The following is a 26,107-nucleotide window of genomic DNA, read 5'->3' as shown; positions in this document are numbered from 1 at the left end:
TCCAGACTTCCGTCGCCGTGGCGGCTCTGTCCGGGAGTTGCCCGCCGATATCGAACTGCCGGCAGGGCTTGGTTCTTCGTCCTAATGGCGCAACGGATCAGCGCCGACTTTGGCGACGATCTCGGATCAGGCGTTTCGCTCGCGTCGAAACAGACCTGCCATCCTCGCTCCAAATACGGTCACCCCAAGTGTTTTGAAGCGAACCAAAGGTGTGCGGAGTGTACAAGAATGAGAACAAATCCAATAGTATATGCGACCGGCCACATGCGCGTAGCGATGGCCTCGCTCTGCGAGCTCGCATAGGCGAAGGTCCCAAGCACCAGTAATGCAATGGCCGGTGTAAACCACACGCCCACGGCCTTGGGTGCGCTCCAGTTGACCCCCCCCTGAAGATTCCATTGCATGGGAATGGATGCGCCGGCAGGCAGCTTAAGAAGCGCGACCATGGAAATCACGATGAGGATCATGATTGTAATCGCGGCTGGGGCAGCCACTGATTTCAGCATGAGGTTTCTCCAAGTTAAAGTTTGATCGTCAGATGTCCCAGAGTCGTTGAGAGCGAAATGGTGAAAGGTCTGCCAGCGTCAGCGACCCTCGTGACGCGCGAGTGACGTTCAAAAAGTACATCACCGAGTGCGTAGCTTGATTGCGGTCCAGCTGCTCCCCGAGCGCCTGGGTCACCTGGGCTTCATCCATGGCTGTGGCTCCCAGATAGGTCTGTTTCAGGGCCTCATACCAGCCGGATCCTGGGCGAGCGTCCAGAGTGCGGGTAATCGTCATCCGGATGTTGAGGTCCTGTTCATCTGCTACGATGCGCATTCGATCCAGGCATTGGGGAAGGACGCCGTCGCTCCAGGCGACGCCCAGCGTGATGGCCTGACCATTTTCGGCGAGAGCTCCTGGGAGGCCTGCCAGAAACCGCCAGGTGATCTCCAGGCCGTCATCGCCTCCATCCCCGACAAGCGGGTAAAGCCCGCCGGGAAGCGCCGGAACCATGGGAGGATTGGCGCAGATCCAGTCGAAACGCTCTCCGTCCTTCAGGCCTGCCCAGAGGTCCCCCCGCCGGAATTCGACTTTGGCCGAGACGCCGTTGAACTCAGCGTTGAGCCGCGCGACCTGAATGGCGAACGGGTTGATGTCCACGCCCGTGACCACTCCTCCTGCCAAGGCCAGCTTAAGGGCTTGCACGCCGGTGCCGGTGCACAGATCGAGGCCGCGCTCACCCTGGCGGATGCGCTGCCGTCGAAGCAGGCCCAGGGAGTCGTCTCCGAAATACAGCGGAAATCGCGCCGACGGGGCGCCCGTGAAGAACACGAGGCCGTCCACAAATCTCAGCTTCAGGTTCTTTGTTCTGACCTGGCCGTCGTTGAGCTGAAACAGGCCCGCCTGCGTAAGCTGACTGCAGAGCCCGCCGGTCAGGCGGTCCGCAGCTTCGCTCGAGACAGGATCGGCCAGGTGAAAGAGCCTCACCGCATCCGCCAGGTCCGGCCCGACCTCGGTGTCGATGAAATCTCTCATCTTGCCGGGATCGGGGTCGGTGGTGAATGCCGAGATAAGATCCAGATAGCCGCATCGATCCACGGCTGCGCGCAGCGTGTGCAACATCTCAGCTTGCCCGGCGCAGGAGGTGCCGTTTCACGCATGCCTGGGCGATCTGCGGCGTAAGGCGGCTCAGCTTGTCCCGGATCACCGGGTCCGTAGTGATATGCTCGCACACCTGACAGACAGAAGTGTAGCGTTCATGGATGCCGGAATTCTCGTCGTTATCCCGCAAGACGCGCGCCATGCCGACCGGACCGATTACTGAAAAGGCGCTGGAGAACAGGTCTTCGCTGCGCTCCCTGAGCATTTTCTCGACACTGCCATCTTCCTCAACTACGCCAAAATCGAGCAGGGGATTTCGATTGGCCTCGACGCCACAGCAAGACAGGAGGGAATTTCGTGGTGATAGTGCTGGGCTGACTGCGTAATATTGGCAGCCCATCTCAAGTTGATCCAGATGGTACCAGCCAAACACCTCGTCGGGGATCTTTTGCGCTGCCCGCCCCAGTTTCTGCAGAGGCCCGTAAGATAGGCAGTAAAAAGTCCCGTCATCTGCTCGGAGTTCTTCTACAATGCTGTCCGGATCGCCTATATTGATCACGGGAATCTGCTCGCCGATCATCTCGAAAACGACATCTTCCGTGTAAGGGTTCTCGTTCGAATGGTGGGTGGCCAGCACGACGGATCGAAATCCTATGCCTTTGGCAGCGCGCCATGCGTTTAGGACGTGTCCGACCGGAATGTATGGGGAATGATACTTGTCCAGGGAGAAGTTTATCTCCACCAGTCCCGCCTGGCGCAGGTCGAGAAGTTTCTTCCGCGCCTTCTGATCGGACACGGCCCAAGATGCATTGGTGATGAGGCGCGTGTTGATGCCGAGGCTGTAGGCGTAAGCTATCGCCTCCAGAAGATCTTCTTTCAGGAGGGTGGGCTCGCCGCCGGCGAATACGACCGTCTGCAACCCGCCCAGCTCGCTGGCTTGTCCGATCGAGTCGATCATTTGAGCTGCTGTCAGCCGGTCGGTTCTCTTTTTGTCGCTGAAAACGCTGCAGTGGTCACACTCGGCGGTGCATCGGTCGGTTGTCAGGATAGTGAGTGTTCTCGGCACGTACATCTGGCGCCTCCGGCCTTCGATCAGTTTAGGACGGCGCCGCCGGTGACCAGGATGCTTTCGTCGTCACCGAGGCTCACGGTCATGCGGTAATGCCCGTTGCGATAGTGAAATTCGTAATCGATTGGCTCGCCGTCCAATATTCGCGCAATGTCTTCTTTACGATCGCCGATAATGCTTCCGAATAGCGCGATCTGACGATGCTTTGTCAGTCCCAGATCGACAAACCGGCTATTCAACTCCGAGTTGACGAACTCGTCTGTGATGACAATCTTTTCGGAAGAAAGCGTCCCTGAGACCTGCTGCTGATCCCCGTTAACGGACGTGTGCACGTTGGTGTACTCGATCGCATTCACGGCCACGCCTGCGTTCACAGCGGTTCCGGCATTGGTCACCATAGCCACGTTGACGAAGCCCCCGACGTTCACGGCGACGGCGGCGTTTACCACGAGCAAAACGTTGACGGGTATGACGGCTTGGGTGTCAGTATCGTTGGCTCGGCGTATTGTCCCGCAGGCGTCAAAGTCCAGAAGAGCACGCAGGATGTCAGCTCTCTGGTGAACGCTTATGCTTTCCAGAACGTCGGAAAGCATCGTCTGTTCGCTTGGCGACAGGCCGAACAGTACGTCCAGGTCCTGAGCCGTCAGCGTCTCGCGCGGCTGTGTCAGCAAGGACGCTGTCAGGTCCGCATCGTTGTCGCAAATTGCCTTGAGGTCTCTGAGGCGCCCAACGGCGTCCTCGCTCAAGTATCCGATTACGCTGTCCATGACCGGCCTCCGCAATGTCTGTGAGGTGCCGATAATGCACGCAAGAATAATATTGGCAATAAAAAATGCCCGTCGAAATTGTATGGCCGAATATAGCGCCTAGCGCTTCAGTTGGTGGCGATAATATAGGCAAAGAAATGCCGTCCAGTACTTCTATGCAGTACTGGTTCGACCTGGCGACTATTGGAGCTGGAGCGGTCGACGCCTATGTCATGGTTACGCGTCCCCCGTTAAGTACGTAAGTTTTGTCCATCAGTTCGGACATGCCGCTCTGGTGAGTAATAACCAGCGCGGAAGCGCCCTGGGACCGAAGATTTTGGAGAACGGCCCTTGCTGTGCCGGCGTCGAGGCTGGAGGTCGCTTCATCCAGAATGAGAATCCGGTGACCTGTGTATAGCGCTCTGGCGATCGTCAGCCTCTGGCGTTGCCCGCCCGACAGCCCGGATCCGCCCGGCCCCAGTGCCTGATCCATTCCGTCCGGCAACTGCTCGACATCAGCCCACAGGCATGCGGTGCGAAGAGCTCTCTGCGCTTCCTCGCGATCGGGATCGCGCCGGAAGAACGAGACGTTCTCAAGGATGCTGCCCTCAAACAGGCGTTCGTCCTGCAGCACCGAAGCCATCGCCGCACGACCCTGACGGACCGTGTCCGGACGTATTAAGACGCCTCCTGCCGTAATCCGGCCTTCCTGCGGCTCCAGCAGGCCGAGGATAAGTTTGACCAGGGTGGTCTTTCCGCTCCCGGAAGCCCCCGTCAGTCCGACAATCTCGCCGGGGGAAACGGTCAGGGTGACGCCGGCCAGAACCTGCGTCTGTCCGTAGGAATATGCGACGTTTTCGATTTCCAGACCTGCCGGTCCAGGTGCGACCTGCTTCCATGTCCTGGGGGTTTCCTCAGGCCGATCAACGATGTCAGACACCCGCGCAAAGTTGGCGTCCATCAGGCGATAAGCGGCCACTTGGTTGATCAGTGAAGTGACGCGGTCTGTGAACAGGGTCCTGAAGGCAAGAAAGGCGAAAAGCATTCCCAGGGTGAGGGTGGAGTCCATGACCGCCAGCGCACCAAAATAGAGCACCAGCAGATGCTGCAGCGAGCTTGTCAGCTTTTGAGAGAGCCCCGAAAGGAGCTGAAGCCGGACCTGCGAAATGCCGACGCGCGTCACGCGGCGCTGAATGGTCAGCCAGCCGTCTTCGCGCACGCTCTCGGCGCCGGCGCTCTTCACCGAGCTGATTGCGCCAAGCGTCTCAATCAGATGACTCTGTTCGGCGCCTGACAGCTCCATCTGACGCTCGACGAGCCTGCGCGAATGCGGTTGAACGAGGGCGGTCACGACGGAATGCACGACCACGCCGGTCACAACGATGGCCGTCAGTTTCCAGGAGTAGGCGAATAGGATGGCCGCTGCGAACAAGGCCATGACCCCATCCACCGCAGCCGTCACCACGCCGCGGGAAATGAAGTCCTGAAGACTCACCATGGCGGAAACGCGCATTAACACGTCGCCTGGAGCGCGGTTCTCAAAATAGCCCGAAGGCAGGCGCAGGAGGTGAGAGATCATCCCTCCCATCAGCTGGTAAACCGCAGCGGACCCGAACTGCACGACAGTCGCTGTGCGCAGCGCATCAGTCAGATGCTGAAGGACCGAGATCAAAACGAACCCGGCAAGCAGCACTGCGAGAAGATGCGTGTCGAAAGTGGGGATAACGTCATCCACGACGAACTGAACGAACAGTGGTCCCAAGAATGCGCATATCTGGAGCAGGGCGGACAACACAAGAACATTGAATGTGTTGGGCCAGAAGCGGTCGATCGCGCGAGCTATATCGGCGAAACCGAAGCGGCGCTCGGAAGCTGCAAATCGAACGCCCCGGGAAATCTCTATAAGCCGAACGCTGTCGGATGGGGCGAGATGAACTCTCGTCACTGCGCCTGTGGATGGATCCCAGGCAGGATGGCCGCCCGAACTCGGATCCTCCAGCAGGAGCAGCCCGGTATCTCCATCGAGCCGGATCATCGGGTAGGAGTAGACATCCGCCTGGAGGCCGGATGCGGGTGGAAGGCGTGCAGCAATCCCGGCCGAACGGCACAGATCGGGCAGGTCCTCCAGCCTTACGCCTCCTGCCTGCGACCACAATGTACGTAGTGCTGCGGCGTTTTTGTCGTCCAGACCTATCCTCCGGGCCGCCTCGAGCAGGCAGACAAGGGCGACCGGCGGCAGGATCGACCGGGATGTGATGCTGCTCATCGCCCGAGGGTCCGTGTCCAGAACCAATGAATCAGCCGACGGCGATGGGTCACAAATTCCGCCGTAACTCCCATTCCCGATAGGAGCTGACCTTCGCTGCGCGCCGGCGCCGTGACATCGCCGACCGTTACCAGGTAAAGAGCCGGGCTGGGCGACAGACCCAACCGGGCGAGCTCCTGCGGCGGGAGCGTGGTTGACGAAATGCTGGATACGCGCCCGGACCCGGCGCCGTACTGGCGAAACGGATATGCGTCGAACTTGAGTCGTACGGCATCGCCGTTTTTGAGACGGGCCACCGCGGCACCTGATGCGTAAAGGCGAACTTCCAGGGCTTCACCCGAAGGCAGGACAGAGGCGATGAGGTCGCCCTGAGATACCGAAGACCCCGCATCCCTGAACAGCACCGCCACCGTGCCTGAGATCGTGCTGGTCACCAGTATCTGGTCCGCCGCCTGCTCCTGCACCCGTCGCGCGCCGAGTGCCGCCGCTGTGCGCGTATTGTCGAGACCAAGCCGTTCCCGCTCGAGCACGGCGAGACGGACCGATTCCTCCACCTCGGCCATCTCGCGGTTCAACGCCTCCAGCCGCACATCAAGCGTCCCGATCTCCTGGCGGCCGGCCAGGGCCGCCAGGCGTCTGCTGTCCATCTCCCGGCGAGAGATGAACCCGCGCTCAGCAACCGGTTCTGCGTCGGCCAGGGCGTCTTCTGCGATGGCCAGCCGCTGTTCAGACATCCGGCGCTGTTCCAGCAGCATTGTCCGCTCTGTGCGAAGACTCTCGGCCGCCATGTGCAGCTGCCGGGTTCGTGCATCGATCTCCCGCAGCCTGGCTTCGGTGTCCTGAGCTGCCGCCGCTTCTTCTTCGTCGATGAAGGCCAGCCGCAGCCCAGCCGCACTGCCCTGACTCACCGCTTCTGACACGGAGAGAAGGGCAACCTCAGAACCAGCGGAGACGGCTTCGCCGGGGGCAACAGCCAGGCTTTGGATCACACCACCTCTGGGGGCAGCGAGTGTGACTACGCCTGCCGGCGGCACAGCATGACCTGCTGCCGTCTCACGCTTCTCGTACCGGACCAAGACCAGCGTCAGGGCAAGAGCTATGGCTGCGGCAATAACCACCCGTTGAAGCAGCGGGGTCTCTGGAATGCGCAGGAATCCGGGACGCTTCATCAGAAAGTCCCGCTTACGTGACGGCGCACGACATTCACTGTCAGCCTCGAAGCGCCCCGGGCGGGTTTCCCGCGGCCTCGCCAGACTTCACCTTCCCGGAAAGAAGCTGTGCAGCAGCCCAGTCCTCAAGAATGGCGTCCACCGTGGCTGGTGCAGAGCCGGTTGTCGCCTTAACGCAGAGATCACAGAGAGAAGGGTGTGGCGCCGTAACATCCAATCCCCTGGCCTCAGCCATGACTTCATAGAGCCGTCGGGGGCCGAACGTGTTGATGAAGCGAAAGTGCGTACGCTTGGGGAGGCGGGCGCAGATCTCGGCGAGCGGCTCGCGGTGAACATTGCCGGCCGCGAAGGTAGAGAGCTTTCCTCCAGCACAGCAGCATGCCTGAAGGGTTCCGTCCGGATAGATCACTGGCCGCTGGCCGACTTCCTGGCAGGCGCCATAGCTGAAGGTGTTCAGGGAAGTGAGGTAGTGCTCCTCGGGATATTCGGCCGCTCGGCCCATGCCCACAAGACGTCCGCCGGAGACGAGGATCTTGGACGCGCTTTGGGCGTGGAATTCTTCCAGCATGGTCGTGCTGTCCGGGTCGTAGCGCACGAGTTCCTCACGATCCATGCCGTAAAGCTCGGCGAAGACGTCGCAGATGTCTTCCGGTCCATTATGCGTGAAGCTGACCGTAATCGGATAACCCATGTCGCGGGCTATAGTGATCGCGCTCCGAAGGGTTGAGGCCGGCTGAAACTCCAGGTGGTACTTGTCGGCGCTGAAGTTCAGCGACGTCAGCCCGGCGAAGCGAAGACGGCTCAGCAGACGCCGGCCTTTTTCCGGGTGCTTTCCCCAAAAGCCGTTTGTCACGATACGCGTCTCGAAATCGAGATCGGCCGCGCGCTCCACCAAGGTTTCGATGTCCTCAGGATGAACGAGCGCCTCACCGCCCGTGAAGACAATGGTTCGAATAGCCGGGGTTATCAGCGCGGCCTCGTCGATGATCCGTTCCGCAAGCTCCAGAGACATACGGTCACGGTTCTTGGGTCCGGAGTTGATCCCGCAGTGGCGGCACTCGATGTTGCAGGTGTGGGAATACATGATCCCCAGTTCGTTCACGTTTGGCATCAGTTCGCGGCTCCATCACCGGCTGGGGAGATCGCGGGCGTGGAAAGCGAAGGCTTTCGCTTCGCGATCAGCTTGTTCAGGGTCGAGGGAGAATGGCGTCCTGACGGGCGGCCCAGCTCGTCAGGGGGCAGGATCGCGCTGAGAAGTGCGCCGAGCCGAAGCTTTCCGGCCTCGGCATCCTGATCGTCATCATCTTCCACTGTCAGGGAGAAGCGGCCATGGTCGAAAGGCAGTCCAGGCGCCGCAGCCACCAGGTCGAGCCGTTCGCGCTTTCCTCTGGCGTGCAGATCAAGAGCCCGGTGATGGCAATATGGATTATTGCCAGGCCGTCCAAAAAGGGCGTGGGAGGTCCACGTGCAGCCTCCCAGGCAGGTATCTGCATGCACGCAGGTATGACAGAATCCCCAGAGGTCTTCGCGGGTGCGCCGGCCGAGCCCGGTCACCTGCGATTTTGACCGCCAGATCGTCTCAATGGACTCTTCGCGCACGTTCCCGCCGGTATAGGCGCCGCTTGGCAGGGAAGGGCAGCCCTTGATCTTCCCATCAGCTTCGATGCCCAGGCTGGCCTGCCCCGCCATGCAGCCCTTCCAGATGTGGCCCACTTCGCCGCCAATCCGAAGGTCGCGTTCATAGGGTCCGAAGTATCCAACGTTGTTTCCGGGCACCAAATTGACTGTTGTGCCTTTCAGTTTACGCGTTTTGATCCAGTTCAGGATCGGCATCACCTCCAGCAGATCATAGGGCTGCAGGATGAGCTCAGGCCTGTCCGCCGCACGGCCGAGCGGCACTGTGAGCTGCACCTGCCAGGCGTTGACGCCTATGTCGATCAGTAGGTCGGCCAGAGCGGGGAGTTCCGGCGCAGAGAGCCGGTTGATCTGAGTGTTCACGCCAAGACCGATGCCGGGGGTGCCGGCGATCCGGCGAGCGCAGTCGACTGCCGCCTCAAAACTGCCTGGGGCGCCGCGTAGCTTGTCGTGGGTCAGGCCTATGCCGTCGATTGAGACGCCGATCTGGCTCACGCCTGCTGCTGCTGCTTCTGCGAGCCGCCAGGCGTCCAGCCCGCGTCCACCAGTCACCATCGAGCAGGTCATGCCGCGCTTGACGACCTCTGCGGCAATATCGACCCAGTCATCCCTCAGGTATGCTTCGCCGCCGATCAGGGTCACTTCTTTGACGCCGAGTTCCGCCAGCTGACGAACGACATCCAGCGCTTCCGTTGTGGAAAGCTCGTCAGTTCGCTGCGGCCCGGCCCGCGACCCGCAGTGACGGCAGGCCAGATCGCACCTGAGCGTGATTTCCCAGACAACGAATGCCGGCGGCGCGCCGGCGCGCCACTGCCGGACGACGCGGGAGATGTCCCCGTCGAACACCGCGGCCGCCCTTGGGGCGGCGCTCATCAGTTCAGCCGCGAAAGGAAGGACTCCAACACATCGCGGGAGAGATTATCCGCGGATAACCCGTCAGGCCCATGGACGCTGAAAGTCAGGCCCTCTTTCTGCGATTTGGAAAGTGCGCGGAGGGTTTTCAGGTCAGCGGCCGCGTTGACGCCCTGCTGCTCGTCATCGCCGGGTCCCGGCCCCCCCGTAACGACCGCGGTGACTGGGTTACCCGGCCCGACGGCGATAGCGACTCCATAGATGGCGATCGCGATAGTGACAGCCGTGCTCGGACCTCCAGGCCCGAGGATCATCGGCGGGAAATCCGGCGTGTCTCCCGGATCCGCCAGAAGTTCCTTCAGCCCGTCCCAGACGTCTCCTTCCCCTTCGGCAGGAGCGAGAAGTCGCAGCCGCGCTTCAAGCGCTTCCATGTCGGCAGAGTCAGGCAGTTCAATCGCCTTGGGGTCGTAGCCTCTTTGCCGCAGGGCGGCGGCTGGAGAGGCCAGAAAATGGCGCCGGAATCCTTCGTCAGACCGCAGGGTGCCAACGAGATTGTCTACGGAGTTTTCTACTGCAGGTGTGTGCATGGTGCTCAGGTCCCTTCCACGGAAAATCGGTTTGTCACCTAAATCTTCGTCGCTTCAAGCCGCGTGAGGCTCGCCTGGATAAAACGGGGCGGCTTACCCTGAGTTGTAGTGAGTAACAAATCCTGTGTCTATAAAAAGTTGCAGAAGAGCGGTTTCTGGCTAGCTAGGGGTGTATTTCCCCTCGGTTTCCGGCAGGATAGGGCCTGGTCCGGAATGCAGGTCTGATGGGTCAGTCAGGCTCCGCTGCGGTCAATCCACCTTCGGATCAGCCAAAGATGCAGCAGATGGCCGGCCAACCATGCAGACCCCAGCCAAAGCGGCACCAGCACCGCAACGGCTTCGTCAGGAGGGGCGATGACCCCGAAAAGTGCAGCGAGAGGCAATGTTGTGGCGGCGCACAACCCAGGGGTAAAGCTCAAGGCGACCTGCCTCGGGGCCGACCAGGTCGGGCGCCCGTTTGCGCCCCACTGCATCGGCAGGCGATCATGATTTCTCAGACGCTTGTTGGCGCACAAGGAAATCGCTGCGAGCAGCGCAACATAAAGCGAAGAAACAAGGAGGCCGACGATGATCACAACCAAAGTCGATCACGACGCGGAAGGCTGCGCAACAGACAAAGCACGCCGATGCTGGTCAGGGGATGCCGGAGATTCCACATTCTCGCCGCCAAATCTGGGACGGGTGCCTACAGCCAATGACTATCTCCTCGGCCCAATAACTTGTCTGAGGAGCTGAACATGTTGATACCAGTTCTACTTGCTGTGCTGGCTGCATCGGCAGCAGACCCGCAGGATCGCCCCTTCGCAGTTCCTTCGGATGACGGCCATGTCATTAACGGCCAGGCCGATCTGCCGACATCCCGGCCAAGCGGAGCTGTTGTTCTTGTTGCGGGCACCGGCGCTTTTGATCGCGATGTGCGCTTCGGCCGAAGCGGCACTGATCGAGATGCTATATTTGCCGATCTCGCCCGCCGGTTCACCCGGCGAGGCCTTGCCGCCGTGCGGTATGATCGTAGGGGCGTCAGCCATTCGTCCATGCCTGGTCCTTTCGATCCGGCTGCGGTCCCCGGTTTTACAGCCGAAAACTTCAGCCGGGATCTGGAAGCCGTTTACGATTGGACCAGGTCGGACTCAGGTCTCGCAGCAGGTTGCATCGTTATGTTGGTGCATTCCGAAGGCTCTGTTCACCTGGCCGGTGTCGCCGCCCGCAAAAATCAGCCGGAACCGGATCTGATCATCGGCATCGGAGCTTTGCTTGAGAGCAAGGTCGACGTGCTGTTGTGGCAATCGACGGAGAGGGACGCCTATTCCCTGCGAATGATGGACGCGGATGGGAACGGCATAACCACCAACGCGGAAGTTCGCGACAACTGGCAATCGACACCCTCGGCGGTTTTCGGTCGGCTCGACCTGCTGCTTCAGCCCGACGGCGCCTGGAGCGAAGAGGAACTGGAAACGCTCAGTTCCAACCAGAGAGCAATCTTCGCCCAGTCGCGTGAAGACGCGCTCAGCCGCACTGACGAGGCGCCTTATCCCAGCGCAGACACTCCGGTTTTTGCGTCATCCTGGTGGAAGACCTGGTTTGTGGATGCGGATCCCGTTGCGGAGGCTTTCACCGACTGGAACACCCCAATGATCCTCCATTATGGCGCACTCGATTCTCAAACCCGGGCCGAGCGCCAGCAGCGCGCGGCTGAAACGGCAGGCCTGGAGACCGGGCGGTTCATCATCCATCCTGAGCGGGGCCACACGTTGGGTGAAGATCATCTTTTTGGTCCGATGGACGAAGCCATCGCCGATGAGATCGCGGATCAGGCTGCGGCTGCATGTACCCAAGCGGCCGCCGGTGGAGTGGACGGAGCCGACTCAAGGACACGTTGACCCGGAAGCGGCGCCAGCGCCTAGGGAAGCCTGAGGAGCGGCTTCAGCGGCCCGTCGTGAAGAGCGGAGAGCAGTTCAAAAGCGGGCCATGCAGCGAGGAACGGAAGTCCGTCCAGAAGCGTCCGTACCAAGAATTTCGGCCTGACGGTCAGTTCCGAACTTGTTCGCCAAAGTGCGGGGGCCGGCAAAAAGCGGGGCGTCCGGCGCGCGTAGTCATCATAGTCGCCGGGAAAGGCCGCCGAGAGGTATGCTTCCTCCTGCCGAACGACGGGAATAAAGACCGCGGCGGTGACCGCCGTGAACGCTGCGGCCAGGCTGATGCTTCCCGTTTGGGAGAGCGCTCCGAAGACCCCCATGACGCTGAAGACGTAAAGAGGATTTCGGCACAGGGAGTAGGGGCCCTCCTGGACCAGCTCGCTCTTCTTGCGGCCCCCAATGTAGAGCGAGCACCAGGCACGGCCGACAATGGCGGCCAGGATGAGGAGGAGGCCGATGCTTTCGACCGCCACCCGGGGCCATGATGACTGGGGCCAGGCAGACCCGATGGTCAGCACGGCGAACAGCATGACGACTGAAACGAAGCCAAGGACGCGTTTGCGCCGGCGCTGGACCGTCTGAAGGTCCGGAAGGATCAACTCTGACAAGATGGATTGGATGTCTCTTGGAGAAGGGTCAGCTGACCCAGGAGAGGGCGATCGGTTCGCCATTTCGCGAACCGGGGGCTGATGTCTGGCAGGCTTGTGGCTTTCGAACCCGGGTGCTCCAATCCGGCCCATGATGCATGCAAGGGTGGGGCTTCTGGTCGTCGCGTTCTCAGCCGCGTGCTGTGCGGGCGCAGAGGCGGATCAGATCACGGGACGGGCAACCGTGATCGACGGCGACACGATTGAAATAGCGGGCGAGACCATCCGGCTGTGGGGCATCGATGCTCCCGAGGCCGGGCAACCCTGCCGGCGGGCCGGCGGGCTCTACCCCTGCGGTCAGGACGCGGCGGCGGCGCTCGAGGGCTGGCTGAGCCTCAGCACAGTTTATTGCGCTCCGCAGGGGCGGCCCGACAGGTACGGCCGTACGGTGGCGCGCTGCACGGCCCAGATCTCCGTGGATCATCTCACGAGCACGATACCGGATCTCGGAGCCGAGCTGGTCCGCAGGGGACACGCCATGGATTACCACCGGTTCAGCGGGGGCGCGTTCGCGGCGGAGCAGTCGGAGGCGCGCCAGGCGCGAAGGGGTATTTGGGCCGGGGAGTTCACGCCGCCTTGGGAGTGGCGTGAACTCCGGCGGGAGGCCTCGAACGACGAGAGCGCGCCGGCGAGCGGCTGCCGGATCAAAGGCAATATCAACCGGGACGGGGAACGCATCTATCATTCGCCCGGGATGCGCTCCTGGGCCGGCGCCCGTATCGACGAGAGCGCCGGCGAGAGGTGGTTCTGCAGTGAAGAGGAAGCCCGCTCAGCCGGCTGGCGGGCGCCCAGGGGCCAGATCGCGGAGTAGGCTACTCTGCTGTGGCGCGGGAAAGGCGCGGATGTCGCCGCCGGCGTCCCAGATGTCGGCGATCAGGTCCTCCAGGGCGGCCTTGTAGGTGAGGTAGGTCAACAGGACGGTCCGCCCGGCGGCCGCATGGCGGCGCGCAAGGCCGCCGGCGTCCGGCTCTTCCGCTCTGATGAGGACGAGAGAAAAATGACCGGAAGGCAGCGGGGGAGGGGCCGCCGGTCCGGCCCGGTGCAGGAGGGGCCGGGCGGCAGCGGGGGGCAGAGCCGGGCAGAAGGGCAATGGACAGCCTCGCATTAAGGGGGAGGAAGCCGCCAGCCTGGCAAAAATGGTCAATCTCTGCATCCGGTAGGGGGCGGGCACGCCGGACGCCGGGCGATCCCTGACAAAATTGTAAGGCTGGCGTCAGCGGAACGATGGGGCCCGGCCGTATTCGGGAGCCATGAGCTTTTTTCATCGTCCCACGGCGCTTTCCGTCAGTTCGCACAGCGGCCGCGCCCTGCGTCCGCTCCTTCCGCCGGTCCTTACGCTGCTCCTGGCCGCCTGCTCCGCTCCGCCAGTCCATGAGGCAGCGGGGTCCGCACGCGTCGAGACCGCTCAGGTGGAACAGCCCGAGGTGGGCGAACGCTACGTCCTGAGCGGAACAGTGACTGCGGAGCGCAGCGCACTTCTGTCGTCGCGCGCCGACGGGCTCGTGCAGGCGGTTCACGTCGACGCCGGACAACAGGTGCGCCGCGGCCAGATCCTCCTGGATCTGGACCCCGCTCTGGCGCAGGAGTCTCTCGCGCGCGCCCGGGCCGAGCTCGCCCGAGCACGGGCGTCGTCCAGGGAGGCCGGCCGTCTGCTCGCCCTTGCCGTAACGCTGGGCGCCGAGGGTGGAATAGCGCCTTCTCAGATCGAGGCCCGCCAGGCGGAGGCTGCGCTCGCGAACGCCGGAGTTGAGGCGGCCGAAGCGGACGTCAGGGAGCAAGCCGAACGTTTGCAGCGGCACAGGCTTCCGGCTCCATTTTCAGGGGTGATCTCGCGCAAGATCACAGAGGCCGGGTCCTGGGCCCAGACCGGCTCGGCTGTACTGGAGCTGGTATCCACGGACCGGGTCCGTCTTGACCTGAGGGTTCCGCAGGAGCGCTTTGAGGACTTCGGTCCTGGCGCAGCTGTCGAAGTCACCGCGGACGCTCTGGGCTCCGCCGTTCTGCCGGCTCGGGTTCAGGCGCGTGTTCCGGTGGCCGACGCTCAGGACCGGACCTTCCTCCTGCGGCTTGTCGTGGACGATCCCCAAGGGCGGCTCATTCCCGGGTCGTTCGCACGCGCCACCTTACTGATCCCGCCGCCGGAAACGGCGGTTTCGGTGGCCCGCGATGCGCTGCTCATTCGGCCGGATGGAGGCCGTGAGGTATTCGTCGCGGAGGTCCAGAACGGCGGCTTAGTCGCCCGCCGCAGACGTGTGCGTGTCGGCCGCGAGGGCGGGACAGACGCTTTGATCACCTCAGGACTTCGGCTGGGGGACATGGTGGTGGTGAGGGGCAATGAGGGCCTTGAGGACGGCCAGTCGATTCTGGTGGCGGACCGCCCATGAGCTTTGACAGCCTCCTGCGCCACAGCAACCTCGTCGCCGTTGCTGTGCTGGTGTTCTGCATTCTCGGCATTGCCGCGGCGGCGCGCGTTCCGGTGCAGATGATTCCGGACGTCGAAACGCGCGTCATAAGCGTGGAGACGCGCTGGCCCGGGGCGACGCCCCAGGATGTCGAGCAGGAAATCCTGATTGAGCAGGAACAGTATCTGCGCAGCCTGCCCGGTCTCAGCCGAATGGTGGGGACGGCCAGCTCGGGCCAGGCGTCCATCAGGCTGGAGTTTCCTTTCGGCGTGGATATCAACGAAGCCCTGATCCGGACCAACAACGCACTGAGCCAGGTGCCGGGGTATCCCGAGAATGTCGATGCACCCGCGCTGACGACGGAATCAGCCTCCAGCGCCCCGTTCCTCTATCTGCGTCTTGGGCCGGAGTCCGGGCGCGGGGAGGACCTCGATCTGGCGATGATCACCACCTTCGTAGAGAACGAGGTGCGCCCGCGGCTCGAGCGGGTTCCCGGCGTATCTCTGGTGGAGGTGAACGGGGGAGCCGAGCGGCAGGTGCAAATTGAGGTGGATCCTGACCGCCTCGCGCAGCGCGGCCTGGATCTGACCGACGTCAGGCAGGCGCTGCGAGAGCGTAACCTCGACGTCTCGGCCGGAGACGTGGACCGGGGCAAGAGGCGGGTGCTCGTGCGCACCGTCTCGCGCTTCGAGGACGTGAGCAGCCTGGGAGCGCTCATTCTGACCGCAGAGGAAGGCGCAATCACGCGGCTTTCGGACGTTGCGGATATCCGGCTGGCTCATCATGAGCAGCGCGAGATCACCTTCCTGAACGGTGACGCCATCCTGATTGTGGCGGTGCGGCGCGAGCCGGGGGCCAATGTCATCGACACCAAATACGCCATCCTTCCCGAGGTGGCGGCGATCAACGAAGAGGTTCTGGCCCCGGAGGGGCTGCGGATGGCGCTCGTCAGCGAGGACGCCCGCTATGTAGAAGCCTCCATCGTCAGCGTTTGGCGCAGTCTTGTCGTCGGCGCCCTGCTGGCGACCGCCATCATGTACCTGTTTCTGCGTTCGGCCCGTACGACCCTGATCGGCGTCATTTCCATGCCGATCTGCACCATTGCCGCCTTTGTGGGTCTGTTGCTGGCCGGCCGGACACTCAACGTCATTTCGCTGGCGGGCGTGGCCTTCGCCATGGGAATGGCGGTCGATAACGCCGTGGTGGTGATAGAAAGCATCGATCAGGCGCGCCGCCGCGGGCTGAAGCCGCTGGAAGCAGCGGCCGAGGGCGTTCGGCGTGTCTGGCCCGCTGTCCTGGCCTGCACCCTGACGTCCGTCATCGTATTCATCCCCATCCTGCTTATTCAGGAAGAAGCCGGGCAGTTGTTCTCGGACATCGCCATCGCCATCGCCGCCTGCATCGTCGCCTCGCTGGTGGTGGCGGTGACGGTGGTGCCCGCCATGGCTGCACGCCTGGGCGGAGGGGGGAGGGCGGTGTCCGACGATCGCCCCGATTATTTCGAAGGGCTGTCCCGGCGTCTGGCTTGGTTCACAGCGACGCCCAAGCGGCGCGTAGGGGTTCTGGCCGGCGCCGGCGTGGGCGCCATCGGCGTTCTGCTTCTTCTTACGCCGCCGGCCGAGTATCTTCCGGAAGGAGAGGAGGCGCGGGTGTTCGCCGACATGGTTGCGCCGCCCGGCTACAATCTCGCGGAGATGCGGGACATTGCACAGGAGTTGATCGCGGACCTGCAGCCAGCCGTGACTCCTGCTGCTTCAGAGTCCGGCCGGCATGAAAGCCGGTTCCCCGCGCTCAATTTCTACACCCTGTTTGTGCGTCCGGACGGGATCTCCGTGATCGCCGATCCGCGCCGGCCGGGAGACGTGGAGGAGCTGAGGAACACCCTGGAAAACCGCCTGCGCAGCTGGCCCGGCATGCGCGCGTACTCGCAGCGCGGCACAATCATATCCTCGGAAGAGGGGGGAACCCGCAGTATCAACCTGAACATCTCAGGGGCGGACCTGGCGGAAATCTTTCAGGTGGCAGATCGTGCCTATGAAAGGGCGCAGCAGCTCTTCGAGGGCGCCCAGCTAAGCACAGATCCCGGAGCGCTGACGCTGGACCAGCCCCTCATAGAGATCAGACCTGCCCATGATCGGCTGGCGGAGGTGGGGCTCGACGCATCGCGCCTGGGATATGCTGTCGCCGCCCTGGGCGACGGTGCTTTCGCTGACGAGATGATCCTGGATGATCGCCGGGTCGATATATCTCTTTTCAACCGGCGCGACGGCGCAGATCCTGCCGGCGGAATCGCCGGTCAGCCGATCGTTACACCGCAAGGCGGGGTCGTCCCGCTCAGCAGCCTCGCCGAAGTTCGCGAGACCATCGACTCCGACACCATTCGCAGGCTGGACGGCCGCCGGACCGTGACCCTGAGCATCGTGCCTCCGCGGTCCATACCGCTGGAGACGGGTGTTCAGCAGGTGCGCCGCGACCTGCTGGACCAGATGAACGATGAGGGAGAAATCCCGCAAGGCGTCTCCATCACCATTTCCGGCGCCGCGGACCAGCTGGATGCCACCCGGACCTCTCTGCTGGCCAACTTCGGACTGGCGGTCGCGCTCTGCTATTTCCTCCTGGTGGCGACGTTCCGGCACTGGTGGCGACCGTTCTACATCCTCATCACCGTGCCTGTGGGGGTGGCGGGCGGGATGCTTGGGCTCGCGCTTCTCAACGGCGCCGGAGCGGCGCTGGAAAACCTTGGCCTGGGGCGGATCGATCAGCCGCTGGACATGATCACCTTCCTGGGATTTCTCGTGCTTCTCGGGTCGGTCATCAACAACCCGATCCTCATTGTGATGGAAACCTGCCGCGCGGTGGAGGAGGGCGTGCCGGCCGTTGAGGCGGCGAACGAAGCCGTGAGGCTCAGGCTTCGTCCCATCCTTATGTCGACCTTTTCGACGATCATAGGCATGGCGCCCCTGGTTGTTCTGCCGGGGGCAGGTACGGAGCTTTACCGGGGACTGGGCGTGGTCATGCTGGCGGGGATCGCGATTTCGACCGTGGTATCCGTCACGTTCCTGCCCGCGCTGCTCGTTGAGGTGAGCGACGTTCGTGCGCGTGTCAGCCGCTGGCTGCCTGGGCTGAAAGAGGGCGTGCAATGATCCGGAAGCCCCTCATCTCCCGGCTGGCGGCGCTCGCGGCCGCCGGGGCGGCAGCCGCCTGCGCAGGTCTGCCTGCGTACCGGACTCCTGAGCTGCCGGCTGAGCCTTTTCTGCGCGCAGGGGAGGGTGAGGAACGGGGCTGGCCGCCCGCCCATCCGTTCTGGGAAGCCTATGGGGACCGGACGTTAAGCGGTTTGATCGAGACTGCACTTGAGAACAACAGAGACGTCGCCACCGCTATGGCGCGGCTCGATCAGGCCCGGGCTTTGCTGCAGGCGTCCCGGGCGGAGCTGCGGCCACAGATCTCGACTCGCGCAGCGCTTCAGCAGGCAACGGGCAGCGTCCTGGCCGAGGACGCTTCTGCACCATGGCGCGTTGATCTCGAGGCTGCGTGGGAAGCTGACTTGTTTGGCCGGATCCGGCGCCAGATCGACGCGAGCAACGCCGGCTGGCAGGCGAGTGCGGCCGACGTGGAGGCGGTGCGGGTCGCTCTGGCCGGTGATCTGACCCACGCCTATTTTGAGCTGCGGGGGCGGCAGGAGCAGTTGCGTATCGCCCGAGAGACCGCCCGGAGCCAGGGCGAGACTCTCGAGATGTTCCGGCGCAGGGCCGATGCCGGTGCCGCCGCCGGTCTGGATGTGGACCGTGCGCTCGGACAGCTTGAAACGACCCGCGCTCTCACCCCGGCGCTCGAAGGAGAAGTGGCGGCGCTTATTCACCGCGTCGCGGTTCTGGCGGGCCTGCTCCCCTCGCAGGCGGGCTCTCTGCTGGAGGAGCCCGGTCCGCTTCCAGTGAACTTTCCCGCCCCGCGCTTGGACACTCCGGCGGAAGTTCTTCTGAGAAGACCCGACGTGGCGGCCGCCGAGCGGCGGCTTGCCGCCGCCTGGGCGCGCTCAGGCTCCGCCCGCGCCAGCTATTTCCCTCAAATCAGTCTCGGCAGTCTGATCGGATGGAGCGAGGGCGGCGGTTCTCTGCGCCAGGGCGCCCTTGCAGCCGCATGGGTTCTGGACTTCGGTCGCACCGGCGCGGCAGTCTCGCACGCGGACGCCGAGGCTCGCGAGGCGCTCGCTGTGTGGGAGCAGGCGGTGCTGCTGGCGGTGGAAGACATCGAGACGGCTTTGGTCCTCGCCGGCGGTGCGGCCGCCGAGACCGATCACCGTACACGGGCGGCTGAGGCGGCCGGCCGGGCGGTCCTGGCGGCCAGAGCCCGGTACAGGGCGGGGGAGGCGGATGGGCTGGACGTTCTGGATGCCGAGCGTACTTTGCTTTCTGCGCAGAGCGAGGCTGTCCTGAGCCGTATGCGTCATGGGCAGGCCCACGCTGCGCTCCACCAGGCCCTCGCCGGGGGCTGGCCGCTGACGGCGTCCCAATCCGATGCGGGCATGGGGAGCGGTTTGGACGGCTGGCCGTGCAGGGACCATGATGGCTCCGGACCCGGCTCCGCCATCGGCCGCGGAGACTGCGACCCATGAAGGTTCTCATCATCGAAGATGAGGCGAAGATCGGTGATTATTTACGCCGGGGACTCTCGGAGCGCGGGTGGGTTGCGGATGTGGCGCGGGATGGTCGGGCCGGTCTTCACCAGGCCCAGACCGGGCTCTACGACGCCATTGTTCTGGATGTGATGCTTCCCGGTCTTGACGGCTTCGCAGTTCTGGCCGAACTGCGGCGAAGCCATCAGACGCCGGTGCTCATGCTGACAGCACGGGACCAGCTGGATGACCGCCTGCGAGGACTCACCGGCGGTGCGGACGACTATCTGGTCAAGCCCTTCTCATTTCTTGAGCTGGTCGCGCGCCTGGATAACATTTCCCGCCGGGCGGCGGCACAGGTTCAGCCCGTTCTGACTATCGCGGACCTGAAGATCGATCTTCTGGGACGGCGCGCCACACGCGGGGCCCGGCCCCTTCGGCTTACGGCGAAAGAGTTCGCCCTGCTGGAGGAGCTCGCCCGCCGGCCATCGCAGATCGTCTCCAAGACGGTCATCGCCGAACGGGTTTGGGACATCAACTTCGACACGGGGACCAATGTCGTTGAGGTGGCCATACGCCGGCTGAGAGCGAAGCTGGAAGCTCCGGGGGAAGCAAAACTCATCCACACGGTGAGGGGTATGGGTTACGTGATCGAGCATCGCCCCGGCGAGTCAGAGTGATGCGGCGCGGTTCCATAGCTCTGCGTCTTGCTTCAATGTTCGGGGCGGCCGCGGCCGTCACTTCGGCAGTGGTGGGGTGCGTTGTCTACATTCTGCTCAACACCGAACTTGAGCGCCGCGCCCGTGACGAAATCCAGGACCGCTTTTCTATCGTTGAGCGGCAGATCGCCACTGACGACGGACTCCAGGACTGGGCCAAACGCCGGGAAATGCTGGAGCAGTTCAGCCCGGCGGATGAGTCAGTGCGCTTCTTTGTGGTTTCGCCGGATCCTGCCTACGGGTTCGCCGCCGCAGGCTCGCCCCGGGCGGTCCTGGCGGCCGCCCCTCTCGGCTTTCAGTCTGCGACTGCCGGATCGAGCCGGTATCTGACGCTTGCCGGCATGATTCCGGCCAAGGGCGAGCGCCCGGCGGTGAAGCTGGTGGTCGCCGGAAATCAGGCTCGCCGCGATGCCGCGGCGGCCACCCTAGCCATCGTCATCATCGCCACATCTTTCGCCCAGATGCTGATCGTGTCGGGGCTGGGGTGGTTCATCGCTCGGCGCGGAATGCAGCCGGTGGACCGCCTGTCCGATCACGCCCGGAGGCTGCGGGGGGAAGATCCTTCGCTCCGGCTTCCTGCGCAGAATCTGCCCTCAGAACTGGCCGGCCTGGTGCTTGCATTCAATGACGCCCTTCAGCGTCTTGAGGACTCCCATCGCCAGCTCTCCGATTTCAACGCCGATGTTGCGCATGAGCTGCGCACGCCTCTGACCAATCTCATCGGCGAAACGGAGATCAGCTTGGCGGGTGCGCGGGACGCGGATGCGCTCAGAATGACGCTCCAGTCGAACCTGGAGGATCTGGAGCGGCTTCGCCTCATGATCAACGATATGCTGCTGGTGGCCCGCGCGGAAGCGGGGGAGGCTGTTGCAGGGTTTGCCGAGGTAAGCCTCGCGGCGGAGTGCCGGCGGGCGGCTGAGTTCATGGAGGTGTTGCTGGATGAAGCTGGTCTTGAAGCGGTGGTGGAAGGCGATGCTGTGGCCAGGGTTGACCGGACGCTGCTCGGCAGGGCTCTGACCAATCTGCTGGACAATGCCGTGCGGCACGGCCGGTCCGGGCGTGTGCGCCTCCTGATCGTGGACCGGGGGGACGCAGCGATCATCACCGTCATCAACCCCGGCGGGCCCATTCCTGAAGAACATCTGCCGCGTCTCTTTGAGCGATTTTTCTGCGGTGACGCTTCCCGCGCCTCCGATGGCCGCAGTCACGGTTTGGGCCTCGCGATCGTCGCTGCGGTGGCGCGCATGCATGGGGGGAAAGCTCAGGTGGCCAACGGTTCGGGCGTAGTGGAGGCCAGCCTGGTCCTCCCGCGGCGGGCCGGGACGACATCGTTTTCGGCGCCCGCGGGTGTGCAGGCGTAATCCAGCCGTCAGCCAGGGGTAAGCTTGGTCGGGCAGACTGGTCCTGACCGCCCCCGGCTCTGCTGCGGGGCGCCCCATGGTGGAGTCCGACGGAGGCGGGCAATGAGAGTCGTGGCCGAAGCGCGCGCCGCCGCCACTGTGCGTGGTCTCTGGGCTGCGCTGGATATGGGCGATTTCCAAGCTGTCCGGCGATGCCTGGACCCGGTGGTGGAAGTTGACGCCGGCGCTTTATGGAAGACGCCGCCTCTTCGCCTGAACGCTGATGATCTCGTTGAGAACTGGCGTGGGGTCATCGGTGGGCTGGACGGTGTACGTCATGACCTCGGGCCGGTGCGGGCGGCTGTGGGTGGTGACCGGGCCGAAACGACCTGCTCCGCCGATATCCGATACTTCCTCGGCGAGCGGATGTGGCGTGTCTCCGGCGCCTATCACATCAGCCTTGCCCGGGGTGCAGGCTGGCGCATTCAGCGGCTGTGTTTTGAAATGGGCCATGAGGAAGGAGACCGGGAGCTGCTGGCTGCGGCGCGTCTGCGGACCGCCCGCTCGGGATCCGCCTCAGGGAAAATAGGGCACGGCCGGGTCTGAGAGCCGCGCCCGGCGCCGCAGTTCTTGCTCGAGGCGCTGGAAGGCATCCCCGAACTCCGCCAGGACCAGGGCTGGATCGAGGTCCGCCACCGCCTCGCCGGCGTCTCTGTTGAACTCCTCCAACCGGATCATGAGCGCGAGCATAACCTTGTTGTCGGCGCAGCGGGCGGCGAACTCGGGGCAGCCGATCTGGACAGCCGTCAATATGGCGAACGGGTCCGCTTCAAGCGCCCCGGCGAAACGCTGAACCTTGGCCATATCCAGACGGCCGGCCCCGGCTTCGAAATGCTCATAGGAACGAAGCGGCATTCCCAGTGCGGCCGCGGCTTCCGGCGCGGTCCGCCTTCGCCGCCGCCGGACGGCTTTCAGCGCCGCCGACAGAAGGCGCCCGTGGGCGGAATCGAAGAACTTGATGGAACCCATGTTTCAACCAGAGCGCGACAGACCGGAGCTGTCCAGAACGACTTTAGGCATCCGCAATGATCTTGCGGGGCAGCCGCAATGGTTTTGCGGAATAAACAGTATGCCGAAGGATTATGGGCGGCCCTGGCTTGAGACCGGCGTTCGCCGGGGCGAGGCTGCGTAGCGTCGGCGCGAGACCCGCGCCGGCGCGCGGGAGGATTCGGCATGGAGCATGCTCTCCGGGATCCTTACGGAGACGCCCTGCGGGCTCTGCGCGAACTGGCCGCCGCAGGCCGGTTTGGCTGGGGCGAACCTTTGGTGGTCAAGGACCTCGCCGAGGAGATCGGTTACAGCCACACGCCTGTGCGTGAGGCGCTGGCCTGCCTTGCGGGCGAGGGTCTTTTCGAAAGGCGGCGTGGCCGCGGATACTTCTTTCCATCCCTTACTGCGGCCGACGTTATCGACTTGTGGGATCTGGACTGGGCCTACCTGCATGCGGCGCTGCGCCTTCATGACCCGCGCCTGACGGGCCTTCAAAAGGCCGCCGGAGGAGTGGGCCGTGCGGCGTTCGAAGACCTCTTCACGGCATTGATCGCCTGCTCCGGCAACTCTGCGCTCGGCCGGGCGCATGGCCAGCTGGCGGATCGTCTGATCCCGGTGCGCCGCGCGGAATCCGCCTTGAGCCCGCATTGGACGCCAGGCCCTGCTGATCTCATTTCCGCGGCGCGCGAGGGAAGGCACGCTGACTTTCTTGAACTGTTCGAAGCTCACCACCGGCAGCGCTGCGCGCTGGCCGAAGCCGTCGCCGTGCATATGCAGCGCGCTGGCCGGGAGAAGATATAGCCCGAATATTGTTTGAGTATACGCCGGTCCGGCCGCCTGCTGATCCGGGCCCGCACCGAGCGGGCGCATAACCCCAAGGAGCAGACGATGATCCAGTCCCTTCCGAAAGCCCTGGTCCACCTCGGGCAAGCCCGCAGGCGCACCCGCGCCGACCAGGATTCCGGCGTGCTGGAAGAAATTCCGGTGCACCGTTTCCGCACCCTTGAGACGGCCTGAGGAGGGCAACATGACCATCCTTCCCACCCCCCGTCTCATCGGTCTGGGCGCGGCCCGGCGGCGCACTCGCGCCGATATGGAGCAGGGCGCGCCGGAGCTGATCCCCACCAGTCTCTGGCGTGTCCCGGGCTGGTCCCGCTGACCGGCCGGACGCCGGGCCTCCGGTCCGGCGTCCGAACGCTCTTTTCTCCCGATGACCTGCTGTCTCCGACCCGATGTCCGGTGCGCCGTTGTAAGGCGCGACCTGGTTCTTCTGGACCTGTCTGCGGACGCCTATTTCTGCCTGCCGGACGCCGTTATGAGTTCGGGCCCTTTTCGCCAGGAAAAGTTGTCCGCGCCATCCAGGCAGGTGCTCCTGCAAGCCGGCTTCCTGGTGGAGGGTCCGGCTGCGGTTGAAGCTCCGCCGCACCCCGATCTACCACAGCCGCGCCTCGACCTTCGTGACCATTCCGGTGTGAAGCCCGGCGCCGGCGACCTTGTCGCCCTCGCCCTGGCGTTGACGGATCTCGCTCGCCTCGGCCGCGACCCGGCCGTCGAGCGGCTGCTGACCCTGACGCGGGAGACTCCGGGAGCTTCAGGTGATCCCGCCCCGATAGTCCGTGCTGCCGCCGCCTTTTCCCATTTACTCCCGTGGCTCCCGTTCGAGGGGGCGTGTCTGCGCCGGTCGGCGCTGCTCGCTGCGTTTCTCCGGCGCCGCGGTCTTCGCGCCCGGTGGGTGTTCGGTGTCCGAACCTGGCCGTTCGCCGCCCACTGCTGGCTTCAGGCCGGCGATATCTGTCTCAACGACGATGTGGAGCGGTTGGCGGCCTATACGCCGATCCTTGCGGTCTGATGCCGGGACCGGGCGACTGGCTGGCGTTCGGCCCGCTAAATCCCGAAGCCGGCCGGTCGCGGACGGCTGCGCTGACAGCGCGCCTGCGAAGGCTGGGTTGGCGCTGTGCGTCCGGATCACCGGCCGTATGGCTCGCCGCTCAGCATGACCTGCCCCTGCGCACGCTGAATCCCTCAGGCGCTCTGATAGGCCGATACCACGGCGAACCGGCGCAGCGGCCGGCAGAAGCCGGCCTCAACGTCTGGGCCGAAAGGATGATGAGCGGAGGCTGGGGACGATGGGTGGCCGTGCTCCCGTTGCGATCGGGGGTGACTGTTCTGCGCGACCCCTCCGGCGCGCTCGATGCTTTTGTATGGCGCTGCGGCGGCATGTGGGTCGCCGCATCCGGGGCCCACCCAGGTCTCGACGACCTCCTGCCCCCTGACGCGGCTGTCGATCTGGATCGTGTCGCCGCCATGCTGGCTCATGCTGCGGCGGTTTCGGGCGAGGCGGCGCTCAGCGGCATCCATGCGGTTCATCCGGGTGGCGGGCTCGTACTTGGAGCGGGGAGCGCCCCGCGCGCGTTCCAGGCCTGGACGCCGGCTCTTGCCGCCGGCAGGCACGCCGATCCGTCGATGCTGCGTCCGGCTGTCGATGGGGCGGTGCGCGAGCTGCTGGCGCCTCATCGGCTTTTCATTGGAGAGATATCCGGCGGCTTCGACTCTGCGGTCGTCGCCGCCAGCGCTGAAGCCCAGGGACTGAAGGATCGCGCGGCTGCGTGGCTGAACTTTCATGGACGGGAGCCGGAAGGCGACGAGCGGACCTGGGCCCGCGCCGTCGCCCGCACGGCCCGCCTTGAGCTGACAGAAAGGCCCAAGACGCCTGCGCCTCTGGCGCTTGCTGACCTCGAGCATCTCGCCTCGGGTTTCCGCCCTGCGCTCCAGGGGCTGGATGTGGAGTATGATGGATACGTCTCTGAACAGATGATGAGGCGACGCGCCGGAGCCCTGCTGACGGGGCAGGGTGGAGATGCAGTCTTCTTTCAGTATGGAACTCCCGCGGTGGCCGCAGACCGGGTGCGGCGCATGGGGCTGCGCGGGCTCGATCCGCGCTTCCTGTATCGCCTGGCGCGTTGGACGCGCCGTCCCGTCTGGGCGGTGGGGGCGGAGGCCCTGCGCGATCGTTTCGGCCTGCAGCCGCCCCGCGATCCCGAAGGAGCGGCTCCGCCGGGGCCAGGCATTCATCCCTGGCTGGCGGGTCTGGAGAACCTGGCGCCGGCCAAACGGGGTCAGATCCGCCAACTCGTCAACGCCCAGATCTTCCACGGCGACTGCCTTCGCGCGCGGGCAGGGGAACTGCTGCACCCGCTGCTGACCCAACCGGTTATGGAGGTGGCGCTCGGCATTCCGGTGGATGTTCTCGTCGGGGGTGGACGTGACCGCGCCCTGGCCCGCAGCATTTTCGCCGATCGGCTTCCGGAGGAGGTATTGAGCCGGAAAGGCAAGGGAGAGCTGAGCGTTTATTATGGCCAGGTGGTTCTTCAGACCCTGCCGCTGGCGCGGGATCTCCTCATCGGCGGCGAACTCGTGCAGGCAGGATTGCTGGACAGGCGGAGCCTGGATGAGGCCCTCGACCCGCGCGTTCTTATTGCCGACGGCGCCTATAATCTGATCCTCATTCGG

The 26,107-nt window shown here is 64.1% G+C and carries 24 protein-coding genes and 1 pseudogene; 13 read left to right on the top strand and 12 right to left on the bottom strand.

Features of this window, described 5'->3' with window-relative positions; all coding sequences use genetic code 11:
• Nucleotides 1-179: 179 nt before the first annotated feature.
• The 10 genes from ACI8U3_RS06290 to ACI8U3_RS06245 form a co-directional block, all read right to left on the bottom strand.
• Nucleotides 180-506, bottom strand: a complete 327-nt coding sequence (locus tag ACI8U3_RS06290) for a DUF1648 domain-containing protein (RefSeq protein ID WP_415014006.1) — start codon at nt 504-506, stop codon at nt 180-182.
• Nucleotides 507-534: 28 nt separating this feature from the next.
• Nucleotides 535-1,605: a methyltransferase gene (locus ACI8U3_RS06285; RefSeq protein ID WP_415014005.1), complete on the bottom strand. Its 1,071-nt coding sequence runs from the start codon at nt 1,603-1,605 to the stop codon at nt 535-537.
• Between the two features lies 1 nt (nt 1,606).
• Complete coding sequence (locus tag ACI8U3_RS06280; RefSeq protein WP_415014004.1) at nt 1,607-2,656, bottom strand: radical SAM protein; 1,050 nt, start codon at nt 2,654-2,656, stop codon at nt 1,607-1,609.
• Between the two features lie 20 nt (nt 2,657-2,676).
• Nucleotides 2,677-3,420, bottom strand: coding sequence for a hypothetical protein (locus ACI8U3_RS06275; protein ID WP_415014003.1), 744 nt, complete (start codon nt 3,418-3,420; stop codon nt 2,677-2,679).
• A 205-nt stretch (nt 3,421-3,625) separates the two neighbouring features.
• A complete protein-coding gene (locus ACI8U3_RS06270; RefSeq protein ID WP_415014002.1) occupies nt 3,626-5,665 on the bottom strand; it encodes a peptidase domain-containing ABC transporter in 2,040 nt (679 codons plus the stop codon).
• On the bottom strand, nt 5,662-6,834 hold the full coding sequence (locus tag ACI8U3_RS06265; RefSeq protein WP_415014001.1) for an HlyD family secretion protein: 1,173 nt from the start codon (nt 6,832-6,834) through the stop codon (nt 5,662-5,664). Before ACI8U3_RS06265 ends, ACI8U3_RS06270 begins: the two co-directional genes overlap by 4 nt.
• Before the next feature lie 40 nt (nt 6,835-6,874).
• Complete coding sequence (locus tag ACI8U3_RS06260; protein ID WP_415014000.1) at nt 6,875-7,936, bottom strand: radical SAM protein; 1,062 nt, start codon at nt 7,934-7,936, stop codon at nt 6,875-6,877.
• Between the two features lie 8 nt (nt 7,937-7,944).
• Complete coding sequence (locus tag ACI8U3_RS06255; protein ID WP_415013999.1) at nt 7,945-9,342, bottom strand: radical SAM protein; 1,398 nt, start codon at nt 9,340-9,342, stop codon at nt 7,945-7,947.
• On the bottom strand, nt 9,342-9,908 hold the full coding sequence (locus tag ACI8U3_RS06250) for a hypothetical protein (RefSeq protein ID WP_415013998.1): 567 nt from the start codon (nt 9,906-9,908) through the stop codon (nt 9,342-9,344). The genes ACI8U3_RS06255 and ACI8U3_RS06250 overlap by 1 nt, the downstream gene beginning before the upstream one ends.
• A 233-nt stretch (nt 9,909-10,141) precedes the next feature.
• Complete coding sequence (locus ACI8U3_RS06245) at nt 10,142-10,489, bottom strand: hypothetical protein (protein ID WP_415013997.1); 348 nt, start codon at nt 10,487-10,489, stop codon at nt 10,142-10,144.
• 138 nt (nt 10,490-10,627) lie between these two features.
• Between ACI8U3_RS06245 and ACI8U3_RS06240 the strand changes: the two genes are divergently transcribed.
• The gene (locus tag ACI8U3_RS06240; RefSeq protein ID WP_415013996.1) at nt 10,628-11,788 is read left to right on the top strand and encodes an alpha/beta hydrolase; all 1,161 of its coding nucleotides are present in this window, start codon (nt 10,628-10,630) and stop codon (nt 11,786-11,788) included.
• 20 nt (nt 11,789-11,808) lie between these two features.
• Here the strand turns inward: ACI8U3_RS06240 and ACI8U3_RS06235 are convergent, their stop codons facing one another.
• Complete coding sequence (locus tag ACI8U3_RS06235) at nt 11,809-12,432, bottom strand: methyltransferase family protein (RefSeq protein ID WP_415013995.1); 624 nt, start codon at nt 12,430-12,432, stop codon at nt 11,809-11,811.
• A gap of 223 nt (nt 12,433-12,655) precedes the next feature.
• On the opposite strand from ACI8U3_RS06235, the gene ACI8U3_RS06230 reads away from it, so the two are divergent.
• The 7 genes from ACI8U3_RS06230 to ACI8U3_RS06200 all read left to right on the top strand — a co-directional run bounded on the left by ACI8U3_RS06230 (nt 12,656) and on the right by ACI8U3_RS06200 (nt 22,153).
• The gene (locus ACI8U3_RS06230) at nt 12,656-13,282 is read left to right on the top strand and encodes a thermonuclease family protein (protein WP_415013994.1); all 627 of its coding nucleotides are present in this window, start codon (nt 12,656-12,658) and stop codon (nt 13,280-13,282) included.
• A gap of 439 nt (nt 13,283-13,721) precedes the next feature.
• Entirely contained in the window at nt 13,722-14,855 is a 1,134-nt protein-coding gene (locus ACI8U3_RS06225; protein WP_415013993.1) for an efflux RND transporter periplasmic adaptor subunit, read from the top strand.
• Nucleotides 14,852-18,016 (top strand): efflux RND transporter permease subunit, encoded by a 3,165-nt coding sequence (locus tag ACI8U3_RS06220; protein WP_415013992.1) that lies wholly within the window; start codon nt 14,852-14,854, stop codon nt 18,014-18,016. Before ACI8U3_RS06225 ends, ACI8U3_RS06220 begins: the two co-directional genes overlap by 4 nt.
• Nucleotides 18,013-19,488 carry an efflux transporter outer membrane subunit gene (locus tag ACI8U3_RS06215; protein ID WP_415013991.1) on the top strand — a complete coding sequence of 492 codons (1,476 nt, stop codon included), beginning with the start codon at nt 18,013-18,015 and terminating at the stop codon, nt 19,486-19,488. The genes ACI8U3_RS06220 and ACI8U3_RS06215 overlap by 4 nt, the downstream gene beginning before the upstream one ends.
• Nucleotides 19,485-20,168, top strand: a complete 684-nt coding sequence (locus ACI8U3_RS06210; RefSeq protein ID WP_415013990.1) for a heavy metal response regulator transcription factor — start codon at nt 19,485-19,487, stop codon at nt 20,166-20,168. The genes ACI8U3_RS06215 and ACI8U3_RS06210 overlap by 4 nt, the downstream gene beginning before the upstream one ends.
• Entirely contained in the window at nt 20,168-21,568 is a 1,401-nt protein-coding gene (locus ACI8U3_RS06205; RefSeq protein ID WP_415013989.1) for a heavy metal sensor histidine kinase, read from the top strand. The genes ACI8U3_RS06210 and ACI8U3_RS06205 overlap by 1 nt, the downstream gene beginning before the upstream one ends.
• A gap of 102 nt (nt 21,569-21,670) precedes the next feature.
• Nucleotides 21,671-22,153, top strand: coding sequence for a nuclear transport factor 2 family protein (locus ACI8U3_RS06200; RefSeq protein ID WP_415013988.1), 483 nt, complete (start codon nt 21,671-21,673; stop codon nt 22,151-22,153).
• Here ACI8U3_RS06200 and ACI8U3_RS06195 read toward each other — a convergent pair.
• Nucleotides 22,124-22,411: a hypothetical protein gene (locus ACI8U3_RS06195; RefSeq protein ID WP_415013987.1), complete on the bottom strand. Its 288-nt coding sequence runs from the start codon at nt 22,409-22,411 to the stop codon at nt 22,124-22,126. The genes ACI8U3_RS06200 and ACI8U3_RS06195 overlap by 30 nt on opposite strands.
• Before the next feature lie 369 nt (nt 22,412-22,780).
• Here ACI8U3_RS06195 and ACI8U3_RS06190 point away from each other — a divergent pair, with 369 nt between their 5' ends.
• The 5 genes and pseudogenes from ACI8U3_RS06190 to ACI8U3_RS06170 form a co-directional block, all read left to right on the top strand.
• Nucleotides 22,781-23,398, top strand: coding sequence for a GntR family transcriptional regulator (locus ACI8U3_RS06190; protein ID WP_415013986.1), 618 nt, complete (start codon nt 22,781-22,783; stop codon nt 23,396-23,398).
• A gap of 87 nt (nt 23,399-23,485) precedes the next feature.
• Entirely contained in the window at nt 23,486-23,614 is a 129-nt protein-coding gene (locus ACI8U3_RS06185; protein WP_415013985.1) for a hypothetical protein, read from the top strand.
• A gap of 10 nt (nt 23,615-23,624) precedes the next feature.
• Nucleotides 23,625-23,756 carry a hypothetical protein gene (locus ACI8U3_RS06180; protein WP_415013984.1) on the top strand — a complete coding sequence of 44 codons (132 nt, stop codon included), beginning with the start codon at nt 23,625-23,627 and terminating at the stop codon, nt 23,754-23,756.
• Between the two features lie 156 nt (nt 23,757-23,912).
• Nucleotides 23,913-24,446 carry a lasso peptide biosynthesis B2 protein gene (locus tag ACI8U3_RS06175; RefSeq protein WP_415013983.1) on the top strand — a complete coding sequence of 178 codons (534 nt, stop codon included), beginning with the start codon at nt 23,913-23,915 and terminating at the stop codon, nt 24,444-24,446.
• A pseudogene (locus tag ACI8U3_RS06170) lies at nt 24,446-26,071 on the top strand (asparagine synthase-related protein); the annotation flags it as partial. The gene ACI8U3_RS06175 and the pseudogene ACI8U3_RS06170, both read left to right, overlap by 1 nt.
• Nucleotides 26,072-26,107: the final 36 nt, after the last annotated feature.

It is taken from the genome of Brevundimonas sp. (assembly GCF_047617075.1).
Classification (GTDB): domain Bacteria; phylum Pseudomonadota; class Alphaproteobacteria; order Caulobacterales; family Caulobacteraceae; genus Brevundimonas.
Note: the sequence above shows the minus strand (reverse complement) of the source record. Positions and strands in the feature narration are given on the sequence as shown.

Excerpts from the sequence above, each read along its gene's own strand:
- ACI8U3_RS06185 (WP_415013985.1), top strand. The coding sequence starts at position 23,486 with ATGATCCAGTCCCTTCCGAAAGCCCTGGTCCACCTCGGGCAAGCCCGC.
- ACI8U3_RS06255 (WP_415013999.1), bottom strand. The coding sequence starts at position 9,342 with ATGAGCGCCGCCCCAAGGGCGGCCGCGGTGTTCGACGGGGACATCTCC.
- ACI8U3_RS06220 (WP_415013992.1), top strand. The coding sequence starts at position 14,852 with ATGAGCTTTGACAGCCTCCTGCGCCACAGCAACCTCGTCGCCGTTGCT.
- ACI8U3_RS06225 (WP_415013993.1), top strand. The coding sequence starts at position 13,722 with ATGAGCTTTTTTCATCGTCCCACGGCGCTTTCCGTCAGTTCGCACAGC.
- ACI8U3_RS06280 (WP_415014004.1), bottom strand. The coding sequence starts at position 2,656 with ATGTACGTGCCGAGAACACTCACTATCCTGACAACCGACCGATGCACC.
- ACI8U3_RS06195 (WP_415013987.1), bottom strand. The coding sequence starts at position 22,411 with ATGGCCAAGGTTCAGCGTTTCGCCGGGGCGCTTGAAGCGGACCCGTTC.
- ACI8U3_RS06205 (WP_415013989.1), top strand. The coding sequence starts at position 20,168 with ATGCGGCGCGGTTCCATAGCTCTGCGTCTTGCTTCAATGTTCGGGGCG.
- ACI8U3_RS06180 (WP_415013984.1), top strand. The coding sequence starts at position 23,625 with ATGACCATCCTTCCCACCCCCCGTCTCATCGGTCTGGGCGCGGCCCGG.
- ACI8U3_RS06210 (WP_415013990.1), top strand. The coding sequence starts at position 19,485 with ATGAAGGTTCTCATCATCGAAGATGAGGCGAAGATCGGTGATTATTTA.
- ACI8U3_RS06200 (WP_415013988.1), top strand. The coding sequence starts at position 21,671 with ATGAGAGTCGTGGCCGAAGCGCGCGCCGCCGCCACTGTGCGTGGTCTC.
- ACI8U3_RS06190 (WP_415013986.1), top strand. The coding sequence starts at position 22,781 with ATGGAGCATGCTCTCCGGGATCCTTACGGAGACGCCCTGCGGGCTCTG.
- ACI8U3_RS06265 (WP_415014001.1), bottom strand. The coding sequence starts at position 6,834 with ATGAAGCGTCCCGGATTCCTGCGCATTCCAGAGACCCCGCTGCTTCAA.
- ACI8U3_RS06290 (WP_415014006.1), bottom strand. The coding sequence starts at position 506 with ATGCTGAAATCAGTGGCTGCCCCAGCCGCGATTACAATCATGATCCTC.
- ACI8U3_RS06250 (WP_415013998.1), bottom strand. The coding sequence starts at position 9,908 with ATGCACACACCTGCAGTAGAAAACTCCGTAGACAATCTCGTTGGCACC.
- ACI8U3_RS06285 (WP_415014005.1), bottom strand. The coding sequence starts at position 1,605 with ATGTTGCACACGCTGCGCGCAGCCGTGGATCGATGCGGCTATCTGGAT.
- ACI8U3_RS06275 (WP_415014003.1), bottom strand. The coding sequence starts at position 3,420 with ATGGACAGCGTAATCGGATACTTGAGCGAGGACGCCGTTGGGCGCCTC.
- ACI8U3_RS06215 (WP_415013991.1), top strand. The coding sequence starts at position 18,013 with ATGATCCGGAAGCCCCTCATCTCCCGGCTGGCGGCGCTCGCGGCCGCC.
- ACI8U3_RS06175 (WP_415013983.1), top strand. The coding sequence starts at position 23,913 with ATGAGTTCGGGCCCTTTTCGCCAGGAAAAGTTGTCCGCGCCATCCAGG.
- ACI8U3_RS06270 (WP_415014002.1), bottom strand. The coding sequence starts at position 5,665 with ATGAGCAGCATCACATCCCGGTCGATCCTGCCGCCGGTCGCCCTTGTC.